Source organism: Paenibacillus anseongensis, from assembly GCF_009757995.1.
Classification (GTDB): Bacteria; Bacillota; Bacilli; order Paenibacillales; family NBRC-103111; genus Paenibacillus_E; species Paenibacillus_E chondroitinus.
The window spans coordinates 350,710-365,885 of record NZ_WSEM01000039.1 but is presented as its reverse complement, the minus strand read 5'-3'; the positions used below and the strand labels follow the sequence as shown (position 1 = coordinate 365,885).

Here is a 15,176-nt window from a genome sequence, read left to right as displayed (position 1 = left end):
GTAAACAAGGAGCTAACAGCTTCTTATGGCTATATTATGGATATTAAAGATCCAGAAAGGTGATGGAAATGAAACAGTTAATGGATGTAGGGATTATTGGCGGAGGACCGGCAGGATTGAACGCAGCACTTGTGCTCGGGAGAGCCAGAAAAAACGTCGTGGTCATCGACGAAGGACGGCCTCGCAATCGGGTAACACGGCACACGCATGGTTTTCTCACAAGGGATGGCATTACACCTGCGGAATTTCGGCGGATTGCTAGAGAAGAGATTCAAGCATATCCATCCGTTCAGTTTGCTGATGAGACTGTGGTAACGATAACAGGCGCCGATGGTGATTTTCAGATCACGACTGCACAAGGCAGCACGTATCGGGCGAAAAAATTGCTGTTTGCCGTAGGCATGAAAGACCTTCCGGTCGATATAGAGGGCTTGGCTGAAGTGTATGGCAAAAGCGCGTTCGTTTGTCCCTACTGCGACGGATGGGAGCTGCGAGACCAACCGCTTGTCGTGATTACGAAAGGCGCGAAAGCGATGCATATGGCCAAATTGCTGGCCGGGTGGACCTCGGACTATGTTATTTGCACGAATGGACCGGATGAGTTAACGGATGAACAACGCGCAGAACTCAAGCAGCATCATGTATCCGTATATGATTCACCGATCTTACGCATTGAGTCAGACAAGGGATTGGTGCAGCAAGTGTTACTGGAAGATGGCACGCTTGTTCCTTGCACGGGTATATTTTTTGCACCGAAGCTTGCTGCCGGATCTGATCTCCCTCAAACGCTTGGTTGCGAGAGGACGGAAGCCGGGGCTATTATCGTAGATGCTTTCGGAAAAACGAACGTTCCGGGTATTTATGGTGCTGGTGACGCCTCTTCAGAAATGTATCAAGCGATTGCAGCCGCCTCATCAGGTGCTCTAGCGGGCGCTGGAATTAATAATGAGCTGCTTATAGAAGCATGGGATCGTCAGGGCTAGATGAAAGCTGAGAGTAAACTTTAGCAAATTCGTCTTCTTATTATCATGCAATAAATGATAATCTAGTATGGGTTGTAAAAAAAACCAGCTTCTCGTCAAATTTCACGAGGAGCTGGTTTTGATTTTTATCCGACATAAATCAGAAAGTTAATGCTAGTGTACGAGCTTCTTGAACGGCCTTTTCTTTAATGGCTTGAGCTTGATCCGCAGCAGCGGCCATTCCTTCTACAAAAATAGCGTCAAAGCTTGGCACGCCTAAGAATTTCATGATGGTGTCCAAGTGGCGATGGCTCATTTCGAAATCAGCGTAAGCCGATCCAGGAGAGAGGACGCTGCCGCTAGCTTGAATATGAAGGGCTTTTTTATCGGTTAATTGCCCAACAGGACCTACACCGGCTACGTACTTGAAGGTTTTGCCTGCGACACAGATCGCGTCGATATAATCTTTGAGCACTGGTGGATAGGAGAAATTCCACACCGGATTGACGAATACATACTTGTCTGCTGCAACGAATTGATCAACAAGCTCGGATAGACGGCTAACTTTCTTTTGCTCGGAGGAAGATAATTGATCAAATGCAGTGCCAGTACCTAATTTTCCCCAAGCCGTAAGTACTTCGGCGTCAATACGAGGGATGTCCATTTGAAAGAGGTCTAGGTAAATCACTTCATCATTCGGGTTTGCCGCGCGGTAAGCTTGAATAAATTGGTTCCCGACAGTTGTGCTATAGGATGCTTCACCTTGCATAGGGTGAGCAGAGATATAAAGTACAGTTGACATTATAAATTCCTTCTTTCTATATTCAAATATTAACTTATTCTCATTTACTAACATTTAGTATGTTACTATGAAAATGTAGTTGTGTCCATTGACATATAGTGGTAGAAGATGCAAACACAAAAAGGCTGCCCAGCAGGGCAAGCCTTTTTGTTGTGTTAAGCAAAGATCCTGTTGAATTTACTTAGGAGCTCACCAAACTTTTGCTGATCTTCCGCGGGCCAATCTCGCAGCAGTTCCGCAACGCGTTCATAGCGAGCCTGCTTGTTGGAGGCCAGTTCCGCGGCGCCGCTTTCCGTGATTTGCAGCGAGTAGGCGCGTCCATCTTGAGGATCGGGAATCCGGTAGACGTAGCCTTTTTGCTCCAGTGAAGCGGTCTGTCGGCTGATCGTCGAGATATCCAGCTGGAACTCCTCCGCCAAAGCTTTCACACCGGACGAGCCGTTCGAAGAGATCTGATGGAGCAATAGATAAGCGGAACGGTCTAACGTGCCGATTTTTTTATTGGTCGTCGCAGCAAGGAATCGACGCATGAGGATGGCGAGTTCGAGCTCAATCGTTTCCGCGGGATGATCGATCTTTTCGGACATGGAGTACCTCGTTTATAATTTAGTAGAAATGACTATGAATTCATCGTAACATACAAGGTTCATTTTGAATATGTTTCAGAATAGGGTACGAATTACAATTGAAGTTCCATGTATATAGTTGTATAATACAAATATATAGTTGCATTATACATCTAGATACATCAGAAGGCAAATGATATGGGGGGGATCGTCATGAAAGCAAAAGAAATCATGGTTCGCCAAGTTTACAAAGTCAAAGAAAACGACCCTGTTAGCGATGTGATTGAGAAATTTATCAAATACAGAATCAGCGGGCTTCCTGTTGTCAACGAGCGAAATGAAGTGGTTGCGTATATTAGTGATGGAGATATTATGCGCTACATCGGCAAGCATGATGATCATGTATTCGGATCTTATATGTACACAGCTGTTGTCAAAGGGGATGACGAAGAGTTTGATGAAAGAGTTCGCAGCTTGCTTCCAATGTGTGTCATGAGAATCGCTCAAAAGAAAGTGATTGCCGTAGATGCGGAAGAAGATATCGAGCAAATCGCAGCCATTTTAGGTAAAAAACGAATTAAAAAACTGCCGGTGGTTCATCGCGGCGTATTAGTTGGCATCATTAGCAGGGGAGACGTTATCCGCCATTCATTTCAAACCTTATTGTAAGCGTATACGCAAATTGGAAAAAAGAAAAAAGGATGTCCTGACAGCCTCGAGAGGTTGGGGGCATCCTTTTTTACGATATTAATAAGCTAGAGCGGACAGACCATTGATGTGGGACAAGTAACGGATATTACTTGCTTCTTTCATCAAGGAAGCCGGTAAGCCTTTCAGCTGTGTGTTGTTTCCGCCGATTGTTCCGATTCCGTCTTTGCGGCCTAAGCTGCCAAGTGTTCCGGAGAATACAGGAACGAATTTGTCCATTGCTCCACCTTTGACTTGAACGGAAAGGTTGTAACCAACGGTTTCGCCCATTTGCCATGCAAGCTGTGCAGTAGGAGGGTATGGTCTTTCGCCACCTTCAGGGAAAACAACCGCGCAGTCGCCTGCAAGGAAGACATTCGAGTGGGAAGTGGATTGAAGTGTGGAAGTGACAGTCGCACGACCGCGGTCTTCTGCGATTCCGCAGCTGCCGACAACCGGATTACCTTTCACACCACCGGTCCAAATAATCGTATTTGATTCGATGGTTTGTCCACTTTTCAGTGATACTGTGTTTTTGGTAGCTTCAGTAATGGCAACGCCTGTCAAGAAAGTAACGCCGCGTTTCTCAAGGCTTTCCACCGCGCGCTCGATCAGCACTTTAGGGAATACTGGCAGAATAGCAGGACCTGCTTCTACGCAATAGATGGAGACATCGCTGAAATCGATGCCTTTGCTGCGGCAAACTTCAGGCAGTTTATCCGCGAATTCGCCAACAAGCTCAACGCCTGTCAGACCGCCGCCGCCAACAACGATGGTTGCGTCAGCTTTGTTGCCGGATGCTTTGTAAGCATCCAGACGCGCTTCAACGTGCTCGCGAATACGGTTAGCATCGGAAGCTGATTTGAGAACCATGCTGTTCTCTTCTAGTCCAGGAATGCCGAAGTAGTTCGTTTCGCTTCCAAGAGCAACGACCAGCGCATCGTAAGTATGTACTGCGCCACTAGTTGTAATGACTTTTTTATCATCTGGTTTAATTTCTTTAATCGTATCAACCACGATGTTTACTTGTTTGTTGCCGAGTAGTCTTTGCAAAGGAAGGGCAACGGCTTGCTCTTTAATCGTTCCGCCAGCAAGACGGTGTAATTCCGTAATAATTTGATGCGTAGGAAAACGGTTGATGATTGTTATGTTTGCTTCTGAAGCTGTCAGATGTTTGCGCGCTGTTAATGCGGTCAAAAGGCCGCCATAACCGCCGCCAAGAATAAGTATTTGTTTAGCCATCGTTATCATCCCTAGTCCGTATTAGTTTTTACGTTCAGCAAGTACGTTCAAGAATGCTTGTGCAAAACGAAGTGTTTTTTGCACTTCTGGGTCTTTCAGCATTTTTAGTATTCCGAATAGACCGATTGTTGCTCCTGCATCAGCTTGTGAGCGTTCGCCAGCTTCAATAGCCGCGGATGCAATGTCTTTTGCCTTTTCTTGTACCGGTTTAACAAACTCGCCAATACCATGGGCAAAATCGTTGATTAATACTTTGTCTGTAGCTACACTTTGCGCAAAATCATAAGCTTTGGTTAACACAGTCACCATTTCTGCCAATTTAGGCAGATTATCGACCAGAACAGTCAGAGATTGTTGCACCTCAGGCTTAAGCAATTGGTCGAGTACGTCTAACGATTTTGGTTCCGCAGCAGCCGTTGCTGCTACTTCTTGAACAGCAGATGTCTGTGACATATGAAAATCCTCCTTTGCGATGAAAAAAAATCGGGTACTGTCACAATGTGTACGGGTGAAACAATCGTTTCCCACATGGTTGTAACATTTTTCACATAAGAAAATGTCAAGCAACATCGCACAATTGGATATAAACCGTATTTAGGTATTGTACACCTAATGGACACAAAATTATAATTGAAAATATTTCAAATTTGTGAACATTGGATGAAAATGAGGCGCAAAACTACTAGACGTAATTGATGAGAATGATTATCATTGAGATTAGAATGAGAAGGACGAAAGGGAAGTTCAAATCATGATGATTAATGATAATTTATGGAACCAAATGGGAGATGTCAGCTTCAATTTGCACCAACTGCTGCGTAAGCGATATCCAGCTGGCAAACGAGCCAGTTAAAAGCCGTACAGAAAAACCAAGTGCATCCCGTCGATTACGATTTATGGTTCCAAGGCTTTGGACCGACGGCCTATTCCCTTATGATTGATGAAACTGTGAAAATGCTGACAACGAAACAATAAAGGCATACCTGTATGAAAACGGCATTCGATCCTTTGGATCGGATGTCGTTTTTTGCTCATCTTGGGAAGGATTCTTTAAGAAAAATATTGAAATACTACACAAGTACACCACAAAGATAGTAGCAGTGGTATTCGTATGTACATAGCACTTAGCGGGGAAGGAGACATAAACTTGCACGTTTTTATTATCATTCTGAGCCTATTGGTTCTAATTGGCGTATCCAATGTCGTGAACCGCTTTGTTCCATTTATTCCGGTGCCCTTGATTCAAATTGCCTTGGGGGCCGTTCTGGTGATCTTACCGATAGGTGTTCACCTGGAGCTGGAACCGGAATTGTTTTTTCTGTTGTTCATTGCCCCGTTGTTGTATCACGATGGCAAGCATACGCCAAGAGACGAGTTGTGGAAATTGCGCGCGCCGATCCTGCTTCTCGCGGTGGGCCTCGTTTTCATAACGGTATGTGTCGTAGGTTATGTTGTTCACTGGCTGATTCCTTCCATTCCTCTGGCGGCGGCGTTCGGATTAGCGGCGATTCTCTCGCCTACGGATGCTGTAGCCGTCAGTGCTTTAGCCGGCCGCATTCATTTGCCGAGAAGCTTGATGCGGCTCCTTGAAGGAGAAGCATTGATGAATGATGCATCCGGCCTTGTCGCCTTTAAGTTCGCTATCGCAGCGGCGGTTACCGGTGTGTTTTCGTTTCCCAAAGCAAGTCTAAGCTTTATCGTCATCTCCATTGGAGGCCTGGTGGTTGGTGCGTTAGTCGCCTTTTTAATTATCGGACTTCGCCAGCTGCTGCGCCGTGCAGGTCTTGAAGATGAGACGATGCATATGCTGTTGCAAATCTTGACGCCTTTCATGCTCTATTTAATTGCCGAGGAGTTAGGCGTATCGGGCATTCTGGCAGCGGTAGCAGGCGGATTGGTGCATGCGATCGAAAATGAGCGATTGGCGTTTACGATGCCGAATCTTCGAACTGTTTCTAACTCAACATGGTCTGTTATTTTGTTTGTGCTGAACGGCTTGGTTTTCGTTCTTCTGGGCTTGCAAATCCCAGGTGTATCCAGGACGATTCTCAAAGATCCTCATTTCGATAATTTCAAAGTGATTGGTTATGCCTTACTCATCTTTGTTTTACTGTTGGTCTTGCGTTTTGTTTGGACGTTTATTTTTGCAAGAGGAGGACGCTGGTTCGGGAATAAGAATCAAGAGGTGCCAAGCTTGCGGATGCTGACGTTAACGGCGATTTCGGGTGTCCGTGGGGCGATCACATTGGCAGGTGCTTTCTCCATACCGCTTATTCTGCAAAATGGCGATCCGTTTCCGGAAAGGGACCTTATTATCTTCCTTGCCTCTTCCATCATTTTGTTCTCTCTCCTGACCGCAAGCATTGTGCTGCCGCTGATCGCGAAGAAGAAAAATACGGACGGCAATGCTGAACAGGAAAGATTGGAGCGTGAGTGGCAGCTGGAGGTTATGGCTGCGGCCATTCGAGCTCTGCAGAATACTAGCAACGAGAAGAATGAGGTTGCTGTAGGTACCGTGATTGGCGATTACAAATTAATGATGCAGCAGCTTGGTCAAAAGGACGGTAACTTGAAACGTCTGCCGCGATTCCAACAAGAAGAAGCCGAGATGCGGCTGCTTGCGCTGGATATTGAACGCAAGGTTGTGAATGAGCGTCTCGAAAGCGGACAAGTGAGCCGTGAACAGGCTAATTATTATTTGAACATGCTGGAACAAATAGAAATGATTTTAGCCAATAAACTCGATTTAGGCAAAGTGCTGGTTAAGAACATCTGGCGCCGCTTCAAACTTCTATTTACGTTCATCGCGCGGCCGCGCCTTGCTTCTAATATTGTAGAGCCTGATATGGCAGAGATTCGGACCTTGAAAATGCAATGCAGCCAAGCTGTCGTCGAGGAATTCTCCAAACGCTGCGCCTATCAAAGCGATGATGCAACAGAGGGCGTGCTGGATTATTATCAGCAGATGGTGGACAGACTCCGCAGGTTTGCATTCGGCTCAAGGCGCAAAGATTCTTCCTTCATCGATAGCCGTCGTGAACTGCATTGGATCGCTATACAGGCGGAGCGCGATGCCGTGCAATGGTACTATGAGCGGGGAGATATCACACGCGATATGGCCTCCTTGCTGCGACGAATCATTCGGAACAGAGAAGCATCGCTGTATGAGCTTGAAGGAATTGGCTAAATTCAGCGATTTTATTTTTACTTTTTGAATGAAAATAGGTTATTATGTTAAATGAGATAAAAACAGAAAGTGGGAACAAACGTGGGCCGTAAGTGGAATAACATTAAAGAAAAGAAAGCCTCAAAAGACGCTAACACAAGTAGAATTTATGCGAAATTCGGACTTGAAATTTATGTAGCTGCACGCAAGGGCGAACCGGATCCGGAAGCGAATCGCGCATTGAAAGTTGTTCTCGAGCGGGCCAAAACGTACAATGTACCGAAAGCGATTATCGATCGCGCTATTGATAAAGCAAAAGGCAGCTCGGATGAAATTTATGAAGAGCTTCGCTATGAAGGTTTTGGGCCAAATGGTTCGATGATTATTGTGGACGCCCTCACGAATAACGTGAACCGCACGGCGCCAGCGGTTCGTTCGGCTTTTAATAAAAATGGCGGGAATATGGGCGTAAGCGGTTCTGTCGCTTACATGTTTGACGCGACAGCGGTTATCGGTCTGGAAGGCAAAAGCATGGATGAAGTCATGGAAGTTTTGCTTGAGGCGGATGTTGATGTTCGCGACATCGTGGAAGAAGATGAAATGGTCATGGTCTATGCAGACCCGGAGCAGTTCCACGCTGTTCAAGAAGCGTTCAAACAAGCTGGCATTAACGAGTTTGCTATTGCTGAGTTGACGATGCTGGCTCAAAACAACGTCACGTTGTCGGATGAAGGACAAGTCCAATTCGATAAATTGATCGAAGCTTTAGAAGATCTAGAAGATGTTCAGCAAGTTTATCATAACGTGGAATAATTCATATAGTGACTTAAAGATCCGCGCGACTAGCGCGGGTCTTTTTTTGCACGCCATTTTCATAATATTGCGATGTTCTTCATATATGGGTGTTTGGTGCAAACATGGGTGACGTATGCATGACTCGCAAACTAGACATATGCTTAAGCCGAAAGAATACGCTTAGAATATGGACATTCATATCAACGGTTCTGCTAGGAGGGGAAAAAGTGTCTAAACATCCGGAAAGATGGCGTTTGCTAGATGATGGTATCCAATGGAACATCCCGCATGACCATGCAGATGCTCACGAAGATCATCTTGAAATGAGCGGCAAGAAAGTGTCTGTTATTGTCAGCTACGGTGTGAACCAAGAAGGAAAGCTGAAGCTGGCCCGCAAAGTAGTCTGGCCTACTCTTAGGACGATTCCTAACGATACGCACGGCAGCTTGATCCATGATTTTGAGCTGGAATCGATGCCGGCTATATGGATAAATGGGAAGCCGAATATGAATGAGAGGCCGATATGCTTTCAATTTCATGGTTTGCTGTATATCCGAAGTAAAGCGGATGAGGGGATATGGATAGAGAGAACCCTTTTTCCTTCAACGAATTCGAAAAGTGTTTATGAGAAAATCGTGATGACGAATTCATCTGATCAAGCTGTTTCTATTCAAATAAGTTCCTCTTTGTCGCGAAAATCCGTAAAAGGCGTATCCGGCATTTATTTGATTGAAGTTTCGCACGATGCTGCCAGTGAGTACCGGCTCGGCCCGCAGGAGGCTTGTCAATTCAGTTTTCGCATAAGCGCAAGGCATTTGCAAGAAAAGGATATAAGGATGGATGTTGGTCAGGAAAAGGAACAGAGATCCAATTTGATCAATCAAATGAATCAAAATTTACGCTTAGAAACGCCAGATCCGGTTCTCAATCAAATGTTTGCATTTGCGAAATTAAGAGCCGCGGAAAGCATTTTTGAGACGAAAAATGGACCCATGCATGGACCTGGCGGCGGACGGTATTATGCGGCGATATGGACCAATGACCAAGTGGAATATGCTGGTCCCTTTTTCCCCTATCTGGGATATGCGCTTGGAAATGAAGCAACACGTAATGCGCTGCGGTTATATACGGCTTTCATGGGACCGGACTATCAACCGATTCCAAGCTCCATCATTGCGGAAGGCAGTGATATTTGGGAAGGAGCGGGAGACCGGGGCGATGCGGCGATGTATGCTTACGGAGCGGCGCTTTTTGCGCTTAACTCAGGAGATCGGGCTGTCGCAGCTGAACTATGGCCAGCTATTATTTGGTGTTTAACCTATTGTGAAAAGCAAAGAAATAAGGATGGTGTTATTGCATCGGACTCCGACGAGTTGGAAGGGCGCTTTCCAAGTGGTTCGGCGAATCTATCGACCTCTTGTTTGGTATATGCCGCGTATGTTTACGCTTCGCGTTTAGCTCTAGAACTTGGCGATGGGGCAATTGCCAAACAATACGTTTCCAGCGCTCAAGCGCTCTATGAGGCCATCGAACAGTATTTCGGTGCTGTGGTGGAAGGCTATGACACGTATCGATATTACGATGGGAATGACCTCTTGCGATCATGGATTTGTTCGCCGTTAGTTATGGGCATTGAGGAGCGTATATCCGGAACGATTCGGGCTTTGTTATCACCAAGGCTATGGTCAGAAGACGGTTTAGTCACACAAGCGGGAGACACCACATTTTGGGATCGATCCACGCTTTATGCCTTACGGGGGTTATTTGTCGTAGGGGCAACGGAGGAGGCGATCTCCTATTTGCTGTCCTATTCGCGGCGGAGACTATTAGGAAATCATGTTCCTTATGCCGTTGAGGCTTATCCGGAAGGCAATCAGAGGCATCTATCTGCGGAAAGCGCATTATATGGCCGCATTATTACCGAGGGCATGTTTGGACTTCAGCCTACAGGGTTAAGCAGCTTTATTTGTAAGCCCAGATTACCCGATGCTTGGGACCATATGGCGCTTCGGTCTGTTCATCTATGTGGGCGAGAACTGGATTTGATTGTGACTCGACAGGGTGGAGGAATAGAGCTGATTGTCTCGGATCAGGATGGCTTCGTTAAATTTGAAGGGACGGTAGGGACAGCATTTGAAGTTAAAAAATAGGATGTATGTGAGGGATGATCACAGTTCCGCTCCTTTCGTTCAAGGCTTAAAAAGCCGTCTCCAAAGTCGCACAGACGACTTTGGAGACGGCTTTTTAGTGTCTTAAAGGATGGAATCGGCGGCGTCGAACGAACAATTTTGTTAAAGCTTTTAAGAATAAAAGGGATATTGACTTTTTCTTCGGTGAGGGGTGCCGCATGGAGCGCGGCGTTAAATCAGTAGGGGAGAGCACCAAGCTAAGCTCATGCTTGACTTCCGTTGTTCGCACGGGTTCGATGAGAACGGTCATCTCCGCGCTGCTTGCGATTTGGGCTTTGCTTTCCATCAGGATATCCAATCTGCGCTCATATTCAGCAATCCGATTCGAGAGGATCACATTTTCTTGTTTTAACTTTTTAATAAGTTCATACAGCAGTTTCATGGATAGTTTTGGATTCTCAGACACGTTCGTTTCTTGATTATCGCAAATAGGAGACAGCAGCAACAATAGTTCTTCATCACTGATCACTTTATGTGCCACGAGTGGTCCTCCTTATTATTCATAGTATTAATTATAGATTAATAGAGTGCATTTAAAATGTCGCTCGAAACTCGTTGTCGGATTGTAGGCATTAATGATGAACAATGTTCCCGTAGGAAGGAGTCTAGAACACTGGAAATTTATCTAAATAAACGGAATTTCATCTAAATACAAATCCGCTATCGGACGGCATAATGTAGGAAAACTACTTGGAGGACCTACATCAAGATGACAAAATCTAGTAGAACGATCCTTGATCCAGAAGAGCGAGATCGATTGGCGGTTGAACAAGCGGTTGCGAGTTGGTGGCCTGCTTCGTTAGTTAACAAAGAAGAGCGAATTTCCTGGTGGCGCGAAGCTCGGTATGGCTGTTTCATTCATTGGGGGGCATATTCGGTAACCGGGGGAAGATGGAAAGGCCAGCCCTCGCGAGGTTATGCGGAACACCTCATGAGAGCTCAGAAGATCAGTCTTGATGAATACAAGAAGGAGTGCATCGAGAAGTTTAATCCGCAACAATTTGATGCGGAAGCTTGGGTACAGCTGTTTAAAGCGGCAGGCATGCGGTATGTCGTCATAACGGCTAAGCATCATGACGGCTTTGCGATCTATCCGTCGGATGCCTATCCGTTCGATATACGGATGACCCCATTCCAGCGAGATCCGCTGCAAGAACTGAAGGATGCTTGCAAACGGCATGGCCTACGGTTTGGATTTTACTATTCGCATGCCTTCGATTGGGAGCACCCGGACGCCCCGGGCAACGATTGGGAATATGCAAATCCGGGAGGCGACCTCCGCTTATACGAAGGAAAGGGTAAGCTGTGGTTCAACGAACATCCGGAGCTTGTGCCAAGGGTAGCTGACCATTACGTGAGCCAGAAATCGATCCCGCAAATTGTCGAGTTAATTAACAAATATGAGCCGGATATTTTGTGGTTTGATACGCCTCATAAATTGCCGCTTTCGGAAAATTTAAGAATTCTGAAAGCGATTCGTGAGGCCGACGACCGCATTGTTGTTAATGGACGTCTTGCTCATGGATACGGTTTTGACACTTTCTCTGATTATGTGAATACGGCAGATCGCGCATTGGAGATTTTTCCGTGTGAAGGTGACTGGGAAACGATACCAACGACCAATGAATCTTATGGCTATTCAGCTGATGATCATTCGCACAAGCCTGCAGATGTCTTCCTTCAATTGTTGGCGAAGTCAGCTGCGCGAGGAGGCAATGTACTCATGAATCTGGGGCCAATGGGCGATGGTCTCATCGATGAGAAGGATCGTTCGATTCTGCAAGGAATCGGAGCTTGGTTGGCAGTGAACGGAGCGAGTATCTACGGTACCCAGAAAACGCCGCTTGACGTCCAGAGTTGGGGAGAGACTACGAGGCGAGGGAATCAGCTGTATCTTCACGTTTTTGATTGGCCACAAGACGGGAAATTAGTGTTAGGAGGCCTGAAAAGCCATATCAAGAAAGCTTGGCTGATGGATGATGAAGCGGCTAATCTGGCTGCCCGCAGGCTGAATTACTACGATTGGGAAATCCATGTGCCAGAGCAGGCGGACAGCAAGTATCACCGAGTTGTGGTCATAGAAGTGGATGGGGAACCTGCTGTACATCCTGGACGGTTGATAAGCAGCAGTCAGACAACGACGCTAAGAGCTTTTGATGCAGAAGTAAGCAAAGGTATTGGTTACGGGGACGGCAAGAAAGGCAACGATTATGTCTGGAAATGGACAAGTATCCACCAATTCGTCAAGTGGCGTGTGAGATTCAATCATCCAGGTGTTTATAAACTGGTGATTCGCATGAGCGCACCTGGACCTGCGTACGGGGGAAGCTATGTGTTATGCCTTGGTGAGCAGCGAATTCCCGGTCAGATTGCACCTTCTGAAGCAACGGCTCCGCTACAGATTGAGCACGAAGTATCGCTTGCCGCAGGAGAGCATGACATCCTGATGATGCCAGTCACCATCGAAGGGAATGAGCTCATGAGGCTTCATGCCATTACATTCATTCCGTTGTCGATGAATCAAGAACAAAAAGAATCCTATGATGAGGTCGATACAACGGATGTTGGGAATTAGCGCTGCCCCTACTAAAAGTCAGGATTCCTTCTTCGAATAGGACACCGTTGCCACCTTCGTCTGCTTCCTTAGCTCGGAGGGAGGAAGGCCGAAGTATTTGGAAAACTGCAGCGAAAAATAATGAACCGAGGAGAATCCCAGATCTTCCGCAATCGATGTGATCGAGCGTTTGCTTTCATGGATCGTCGCGTAGGCTCGCTGCATTTTAATTCGAAAGAAGCACTCTTTTGGCGTTAATCCGGTCATTTTCTTAAACATGCTGTAGAATTGGGATTTCTTTAATTGGCACAGCTCAAGCCACTGCTCATAGGGCGGATTCATGCCGGGATATTGTTCCATGAGATCAATGATCTTTTGAATACGGTAATCAGGGATGTTGTCCGACAGATTTAAATTGACGAGCTGTAAAATCCAACTGTAAAGCAGGCTGTTTACGATCTCAGCTTTAAATTGAATGTCTAATCGATTCATACGAACGATCTGAATAAAGGTTTGAATGAGTTCGGGATACCGGGTTAGCTGTGTAATCCCTGTTAATTGCTCCAGCTCTTGGCATGGTCTGCTTTCAGTCAAAAGACCGGGTTCGAAATCGAGCTGAGGATCGAAATACAGATGCTGAATCGATTTTTTCTTCATGAAAAAATCGCAGTACATATCATAAGAAGAAATCGGCTGAGATTCATTCATGTGGAAAGTATGCTTAAGCCCGGGAGGAATGAACACAAGCGTGCCCTTCTTTAAAGGGTAACTTCTGCCGTTCATCTGCACGGAGCCAGACCCTTTATAGATCAAATGAAAAGCAAAGCAGTAGCCAAATCTGTTTTTCTCTTTCACTCTGCCGGAATAGGCATGATAATGAGCTGCCCGAATGGAGGGCTCGATAGAGACGATAGAAGTTAATTCCGTCATTGCTTAACACCTCTAGTCTGCGAAAACGCAAGAATGCTGCCATTTTACGCATTTTTCTTAGGATAAACCGCTTACTATAAGCTGTCAATTGTGTCTATCACTTTTAAAATTAAAGGAGGATTTATATGTATATTCAAACTAAAAGCTTGTACGACAGATTGCAACCAGCACCGAAGAACGGAGGATTTCGGATGGAAGGATACTGGGTGTGGTGCGGTTCTGTAATAAAAGGAGAGGATGGACGCTTTCACATGTTTGCATCCCGATGGCCCAAACATCTGCCGATGCATCCAGGCTGGCTTGTTCACTCGGAGGTTGTTCGAGCGGTCTCCGACACGCCGGAAGGGCCTTATGCGTTCGAGGAGATTGTGCTTCCCGCACGCGGAGCTGAATATTGGGACGGGCGCAGCACGCACAATCCACATATTACAAAACACGGGGATACCTATGTGCTGTATTATATGGGCTCAACAAACCCTCTGGCTGATGTACTGCCGGGTGAAGAATTCGGGCTTACAGATCCACGATGTATTGTTGCTCGCGCAAATAAGCGTATTGGCATAGCGACTTCTACGAGTGTGTTCGGTCCTTGGGAGCGGAGGGACTCGCCGATTTTACCAACAAGACCAGGGCATTTTGACTCCTTCCTGACGTCCAATCCTGCGCCTTGTATTCATGAGGACGGTTCCGTCATGCTTATTTATAAAGCACGTCAATACGAAGGAAATGTCCATGGGAACATGATGATCGGTGCGGCGCGCGCTGATCATTTCGAGGGTCCCTATCGCGTAATCAGTGAAGATCCCGTATTTCCGCCAGCAAAATTCCATCTGGAAGATCCATTTATTTGGCATACGGGTGAGCGATATGAGCTTATCGCCAAAGATATGGACGGTCGCATATGCGGGGAGGTGCATGCCGGAATTCAGGCTCACTCCATAGATGGATTAACCTGGCATGTAGCTGACAATCCTAAAGCCTACTCCAGGAAAGTTCGATGGGATGATGGTACGGAGACGGTCATGGGCAGTTTCGAACGACCTTTCATTCTCTTTCAAGATGGAAAACCAACGCATTTGTTTGCAGCAACAGCCGATGGAACAGGCGGATTCACCAAAGCTTCTCAAACATGGAACATGGTGGTGCCGATTGCCTCGGAATAACGATCAAGCTACCATGAATGAATTAGCCGGTCTCTGATAATCAGAGGCTGGCTTCTTTATTTTCATAAACGGCTAAGACATATCTATTGAATTAAGACAATATAGTTGAATATAACAAAT

General features: G+C 46.1%; 13 protein-coding genes. 7 read left to right on the top strand and 6 right to left on the bottom strand.

Annotated features, from left to right (window positions below; all coding sequences use genetic code 11):
• Positions 1 to 68: 68 nt before the first annotated feature.
• Complete coding sequence (locus GON05_RS36875; protein WP_157326444.1) at positions 69 to 983, top strand: NAD(P)/FAD-dependent oxidoreductase; 915 nt, start codon at positions 69 to 71, stop codon at positions 981 to 983.
• 139 nt (positions 984 to 1,122) lie between these two features.
• Here GON05_RS36875 and GON05_RS36870 read toward each other — a convergent pair whose 3' ends face one another.
• Complete coding sequence (locus GON05_RS36870; RefSeq protein WP_157326443.1) at positions 1,123 to 1,764, bottom strand: FMN-dependent NADH-azoreductase; 642 nt, start codon at positions 1,762 to 1,764, stop codon at positions 1,123 to 1,125.
• 155 nt (positions 1,765 to 1,919) lie between these two features.
• Positions 1,920 to 2,351 carry a MarR family winged helix-turn-helix transcriptional regulator gene (locus GON05_RS36865; RefSeq protein ID WP_127454151.1) on the bottom strand — a complete coding sequence of 144 codons (432 nt, stop codon included), beginning with the start codon at positions 2,349 to 2,351 and terminating at the stop codon, positions 1,920 to 1,922.
• Positions 2,352 to 2,543: 192 nt separating this feature from the next.
• On the opposite strand from GON05_RS36865, the gene GON05_RS36860 reads away from it, so the two are divergent.
• Positions 2,544 to 2,999, top strand: coding sequence for a CBS domain-containing protein (locus tag GON05_RS36860; RefSeq protein ID WP_127454153.1), 456 nt, complete (start codon positions 2,544 to 2,546; stop codon positions 2,997 to 2,999).
• Between the two features lie 78 nt (positions 3,000 to 3,077).
• On the opposite strand, the gene GON05_RS36855 is transcribed toward GON05_RS36860, so the two are convergent.
• Both GON05_RS36855 and GON05_RS36850 read right to left on the bottom strand, forming a co-directional pair.
• Positions 3,078 to 4,259 carry an NAD(P)/FAD-dependent oxidoreductase gene (locus GON05_RS36855; protein ID WP_157326442.1) on the bottom strand — a complete coding sequence of 394 codons (1,182 nt, stop codon included), beginning with the start codon at positions 4,257 to 4,259 and terminating at the stop codon, positions 3,078 to 3,080.
• Positions 4,260 to 4,280: 21 nt separating this feature from the next.
• Entirely contained in the window at positions 4,281 to 4,712 is a 432-nt protein-coding gene (locus GON05_RS36850) for a helical membrane plugin domain-containing protein (protein WP_127454156.1), read from the bottom strand.
• Positions 4,713 to 5,406: 694 nt separating this feature from the next.
• Between GON05_RS36850 and GON05_RS36845 the strand changes: the two genes are divergently transcribed.
• From GON05_RS36845 to GON05_RS36835, 3 genes are all read left to right on the top strand, one after another.
• Positions 5,407 to 7,446, top strand: coding sequence for a Na+/H+ antiporter (locus GON05_RS36845; protein WP_157326441.1), 2,040 nt, complete (start codon positions 5,407 to 5,409; stop codon positions 7,444 to 7,446).
• Between the two features lie 81 nt (positions 7,447 to 7,527).
• Positions 7,528 to 8,238, top strand: a complete 711-nt coding sequence (locus tag GON05_RS36840) for a YebC/PmpR family DNA-binding transcriptional regulator (RefSeq protein WP_181646471.1) — start codon at positions 7,528 to 7,530, stop codon at positions 8,236 to 8,238.
• A gap of 209 nt (positions 8,239 to 8,447) precedes the next feature.
• Positions 8,448 to 10,370: a glucosidase family protein gene (locus GON05_RS36835; protein ID WP_157326440.1), complete on the top strand. Its 1,923-nt coding sequence runs from the start codon at positions 8,448 to 8,450 to the stop codon at positions 10,368 to 10,370.
• A gap of 94 nt (positions 10,371 to 10,464) precedes the next feature.
• Here the strand turns inward: GON05_RS36835 and GON05_RS36830 are convergent, their stop codons facing one another.
• Positions 10,465 to 10,890: a hypothetical protein gene (locus tag GON05_RS36830; RefSeq protein ID WP_157326439.1), complete on the bottom strand. Its 426-nt coding sequence runs from the start codon at positions 10,888 to 10,890 to the stop codon at positions 10,465 to 10,467.
• A gap of 228 nt (positions 10,891 to 11,118) precedes the next feature.
• On the opposite strand from GON05_RS36830, the gene GON05_RS36825 reads away from it, so the two are divergent.
• Entirely contained in the window at positions 11,119 to 12,984 is a 1,866-nt protein-coding gene (locus tag GON05_RS36825; RefSeq protein ID WP_157326438.1) for an alpha-L-fucosidase, read from the top strand.
• 18 nt (positions 12,985 to 13,002) lie between these two features.
• Here the strand turns inward: GON05_RS36825 and GON05_RS36820 are convergent, their stop codons facing one another.
• Positions 13,003 to 13,893, bottom strand: coding sequence for an AraC family transcriptional regulator (locus GON05_RS36820; RefSeq protein ID WP_157326437.1), 891 nt, complete (start codon positions 13,891 to 13,893; stop codon positions 13,003 to 13,005).
• Positions 13,894 to 14,018: 125 nt separating this feature from the next.
• Between GON05_RS36820 and GON05_RS36815 the strand changes: the two genes are divergently transcribed.
• Positions 14,019 to 15,056 (top strand): glycoside hydrolase family protein, encoded by a 1,038-nt coding sequence (locus GON05_RS36815; RefSeq protein ID WP_157326436.1) that lies wholly within the window; start codon positions 14,019 to 14,021, stop codon positions 15,054 to 15,056.
• Positions 15,057 to 15,176 lie beyond the last annotated feature (120 nt).

What these genes read in the sequence shown, in the direction of transcription:
- GON05_RS36860 (WP_127454153.1), top strand. Translation starts at nt 2,544, where the DNA reads ATGAAAGCAAAAGAAATCATGGTTCGCCAAGTTTACAAAGTCAAAGAA.
- GON05_RS36820 (WP_157326437.1), bottom strand. Translation starts at nt 13,893, where the DNA reads ATGACGGAATTAACTTCTATCGTCTCTATCGAGCCCTCCATTCGGGCA.
- GON05_RS36825 (WP_157326438.1), top strand. Translation starts at nt 11,119, where the DNA reads ATGACAAAATCTAGTAGAACGATCCTTGATCCAGAAGAGCGAGATCGA.
- GON05_RS36875 (WP_157326444.1), top strand. Translation starts at nt 69, where the DNA reads ATGAAACAGTTAATGGATGTAGGGATTATTGGCGGAGGACCGGCAGGA.
- GON05_RS36865 (WP_127454151.1), bottom strand. Translation starts at nt 2,351, where the DNA reads ATGTCCGAAAAGATCGATCATCCCGCGGAAACGATTGAGCTCGAACTC.
- GON05_RS36850 (WP_127454156.1), bottom strand. Translation starts at nt 4,712, where the DNA reads ATGTCACAGACATCTGCTGTTCAAGAAGTAGCAGCAACGGCTGCTGCG.
- GON05_RS36870 (WP_157326443.1), bottom strand. Translation starts at nt 1,764, where the DNA reads ATGTCAACTGTACTTTATATCTCTGCTCACCCTATGCAAGGTGAAGCA.
- GON05_RS36855 (WP_157326442.1), bottom strand. Translation starts at nt 4,259, where the DNA reads ATGGCTAAACAAATACTTATTCTTGGCGGCGGTTATGGCGGCCTTTTG.
- GON05_RS36815 (WP_157326436.1), top strand. Translation starts at nt 14,019, where the DNA reads ATGTATATTCAAACTAAAAGCTTGTACGACAGATTGCAACCAGCACCG.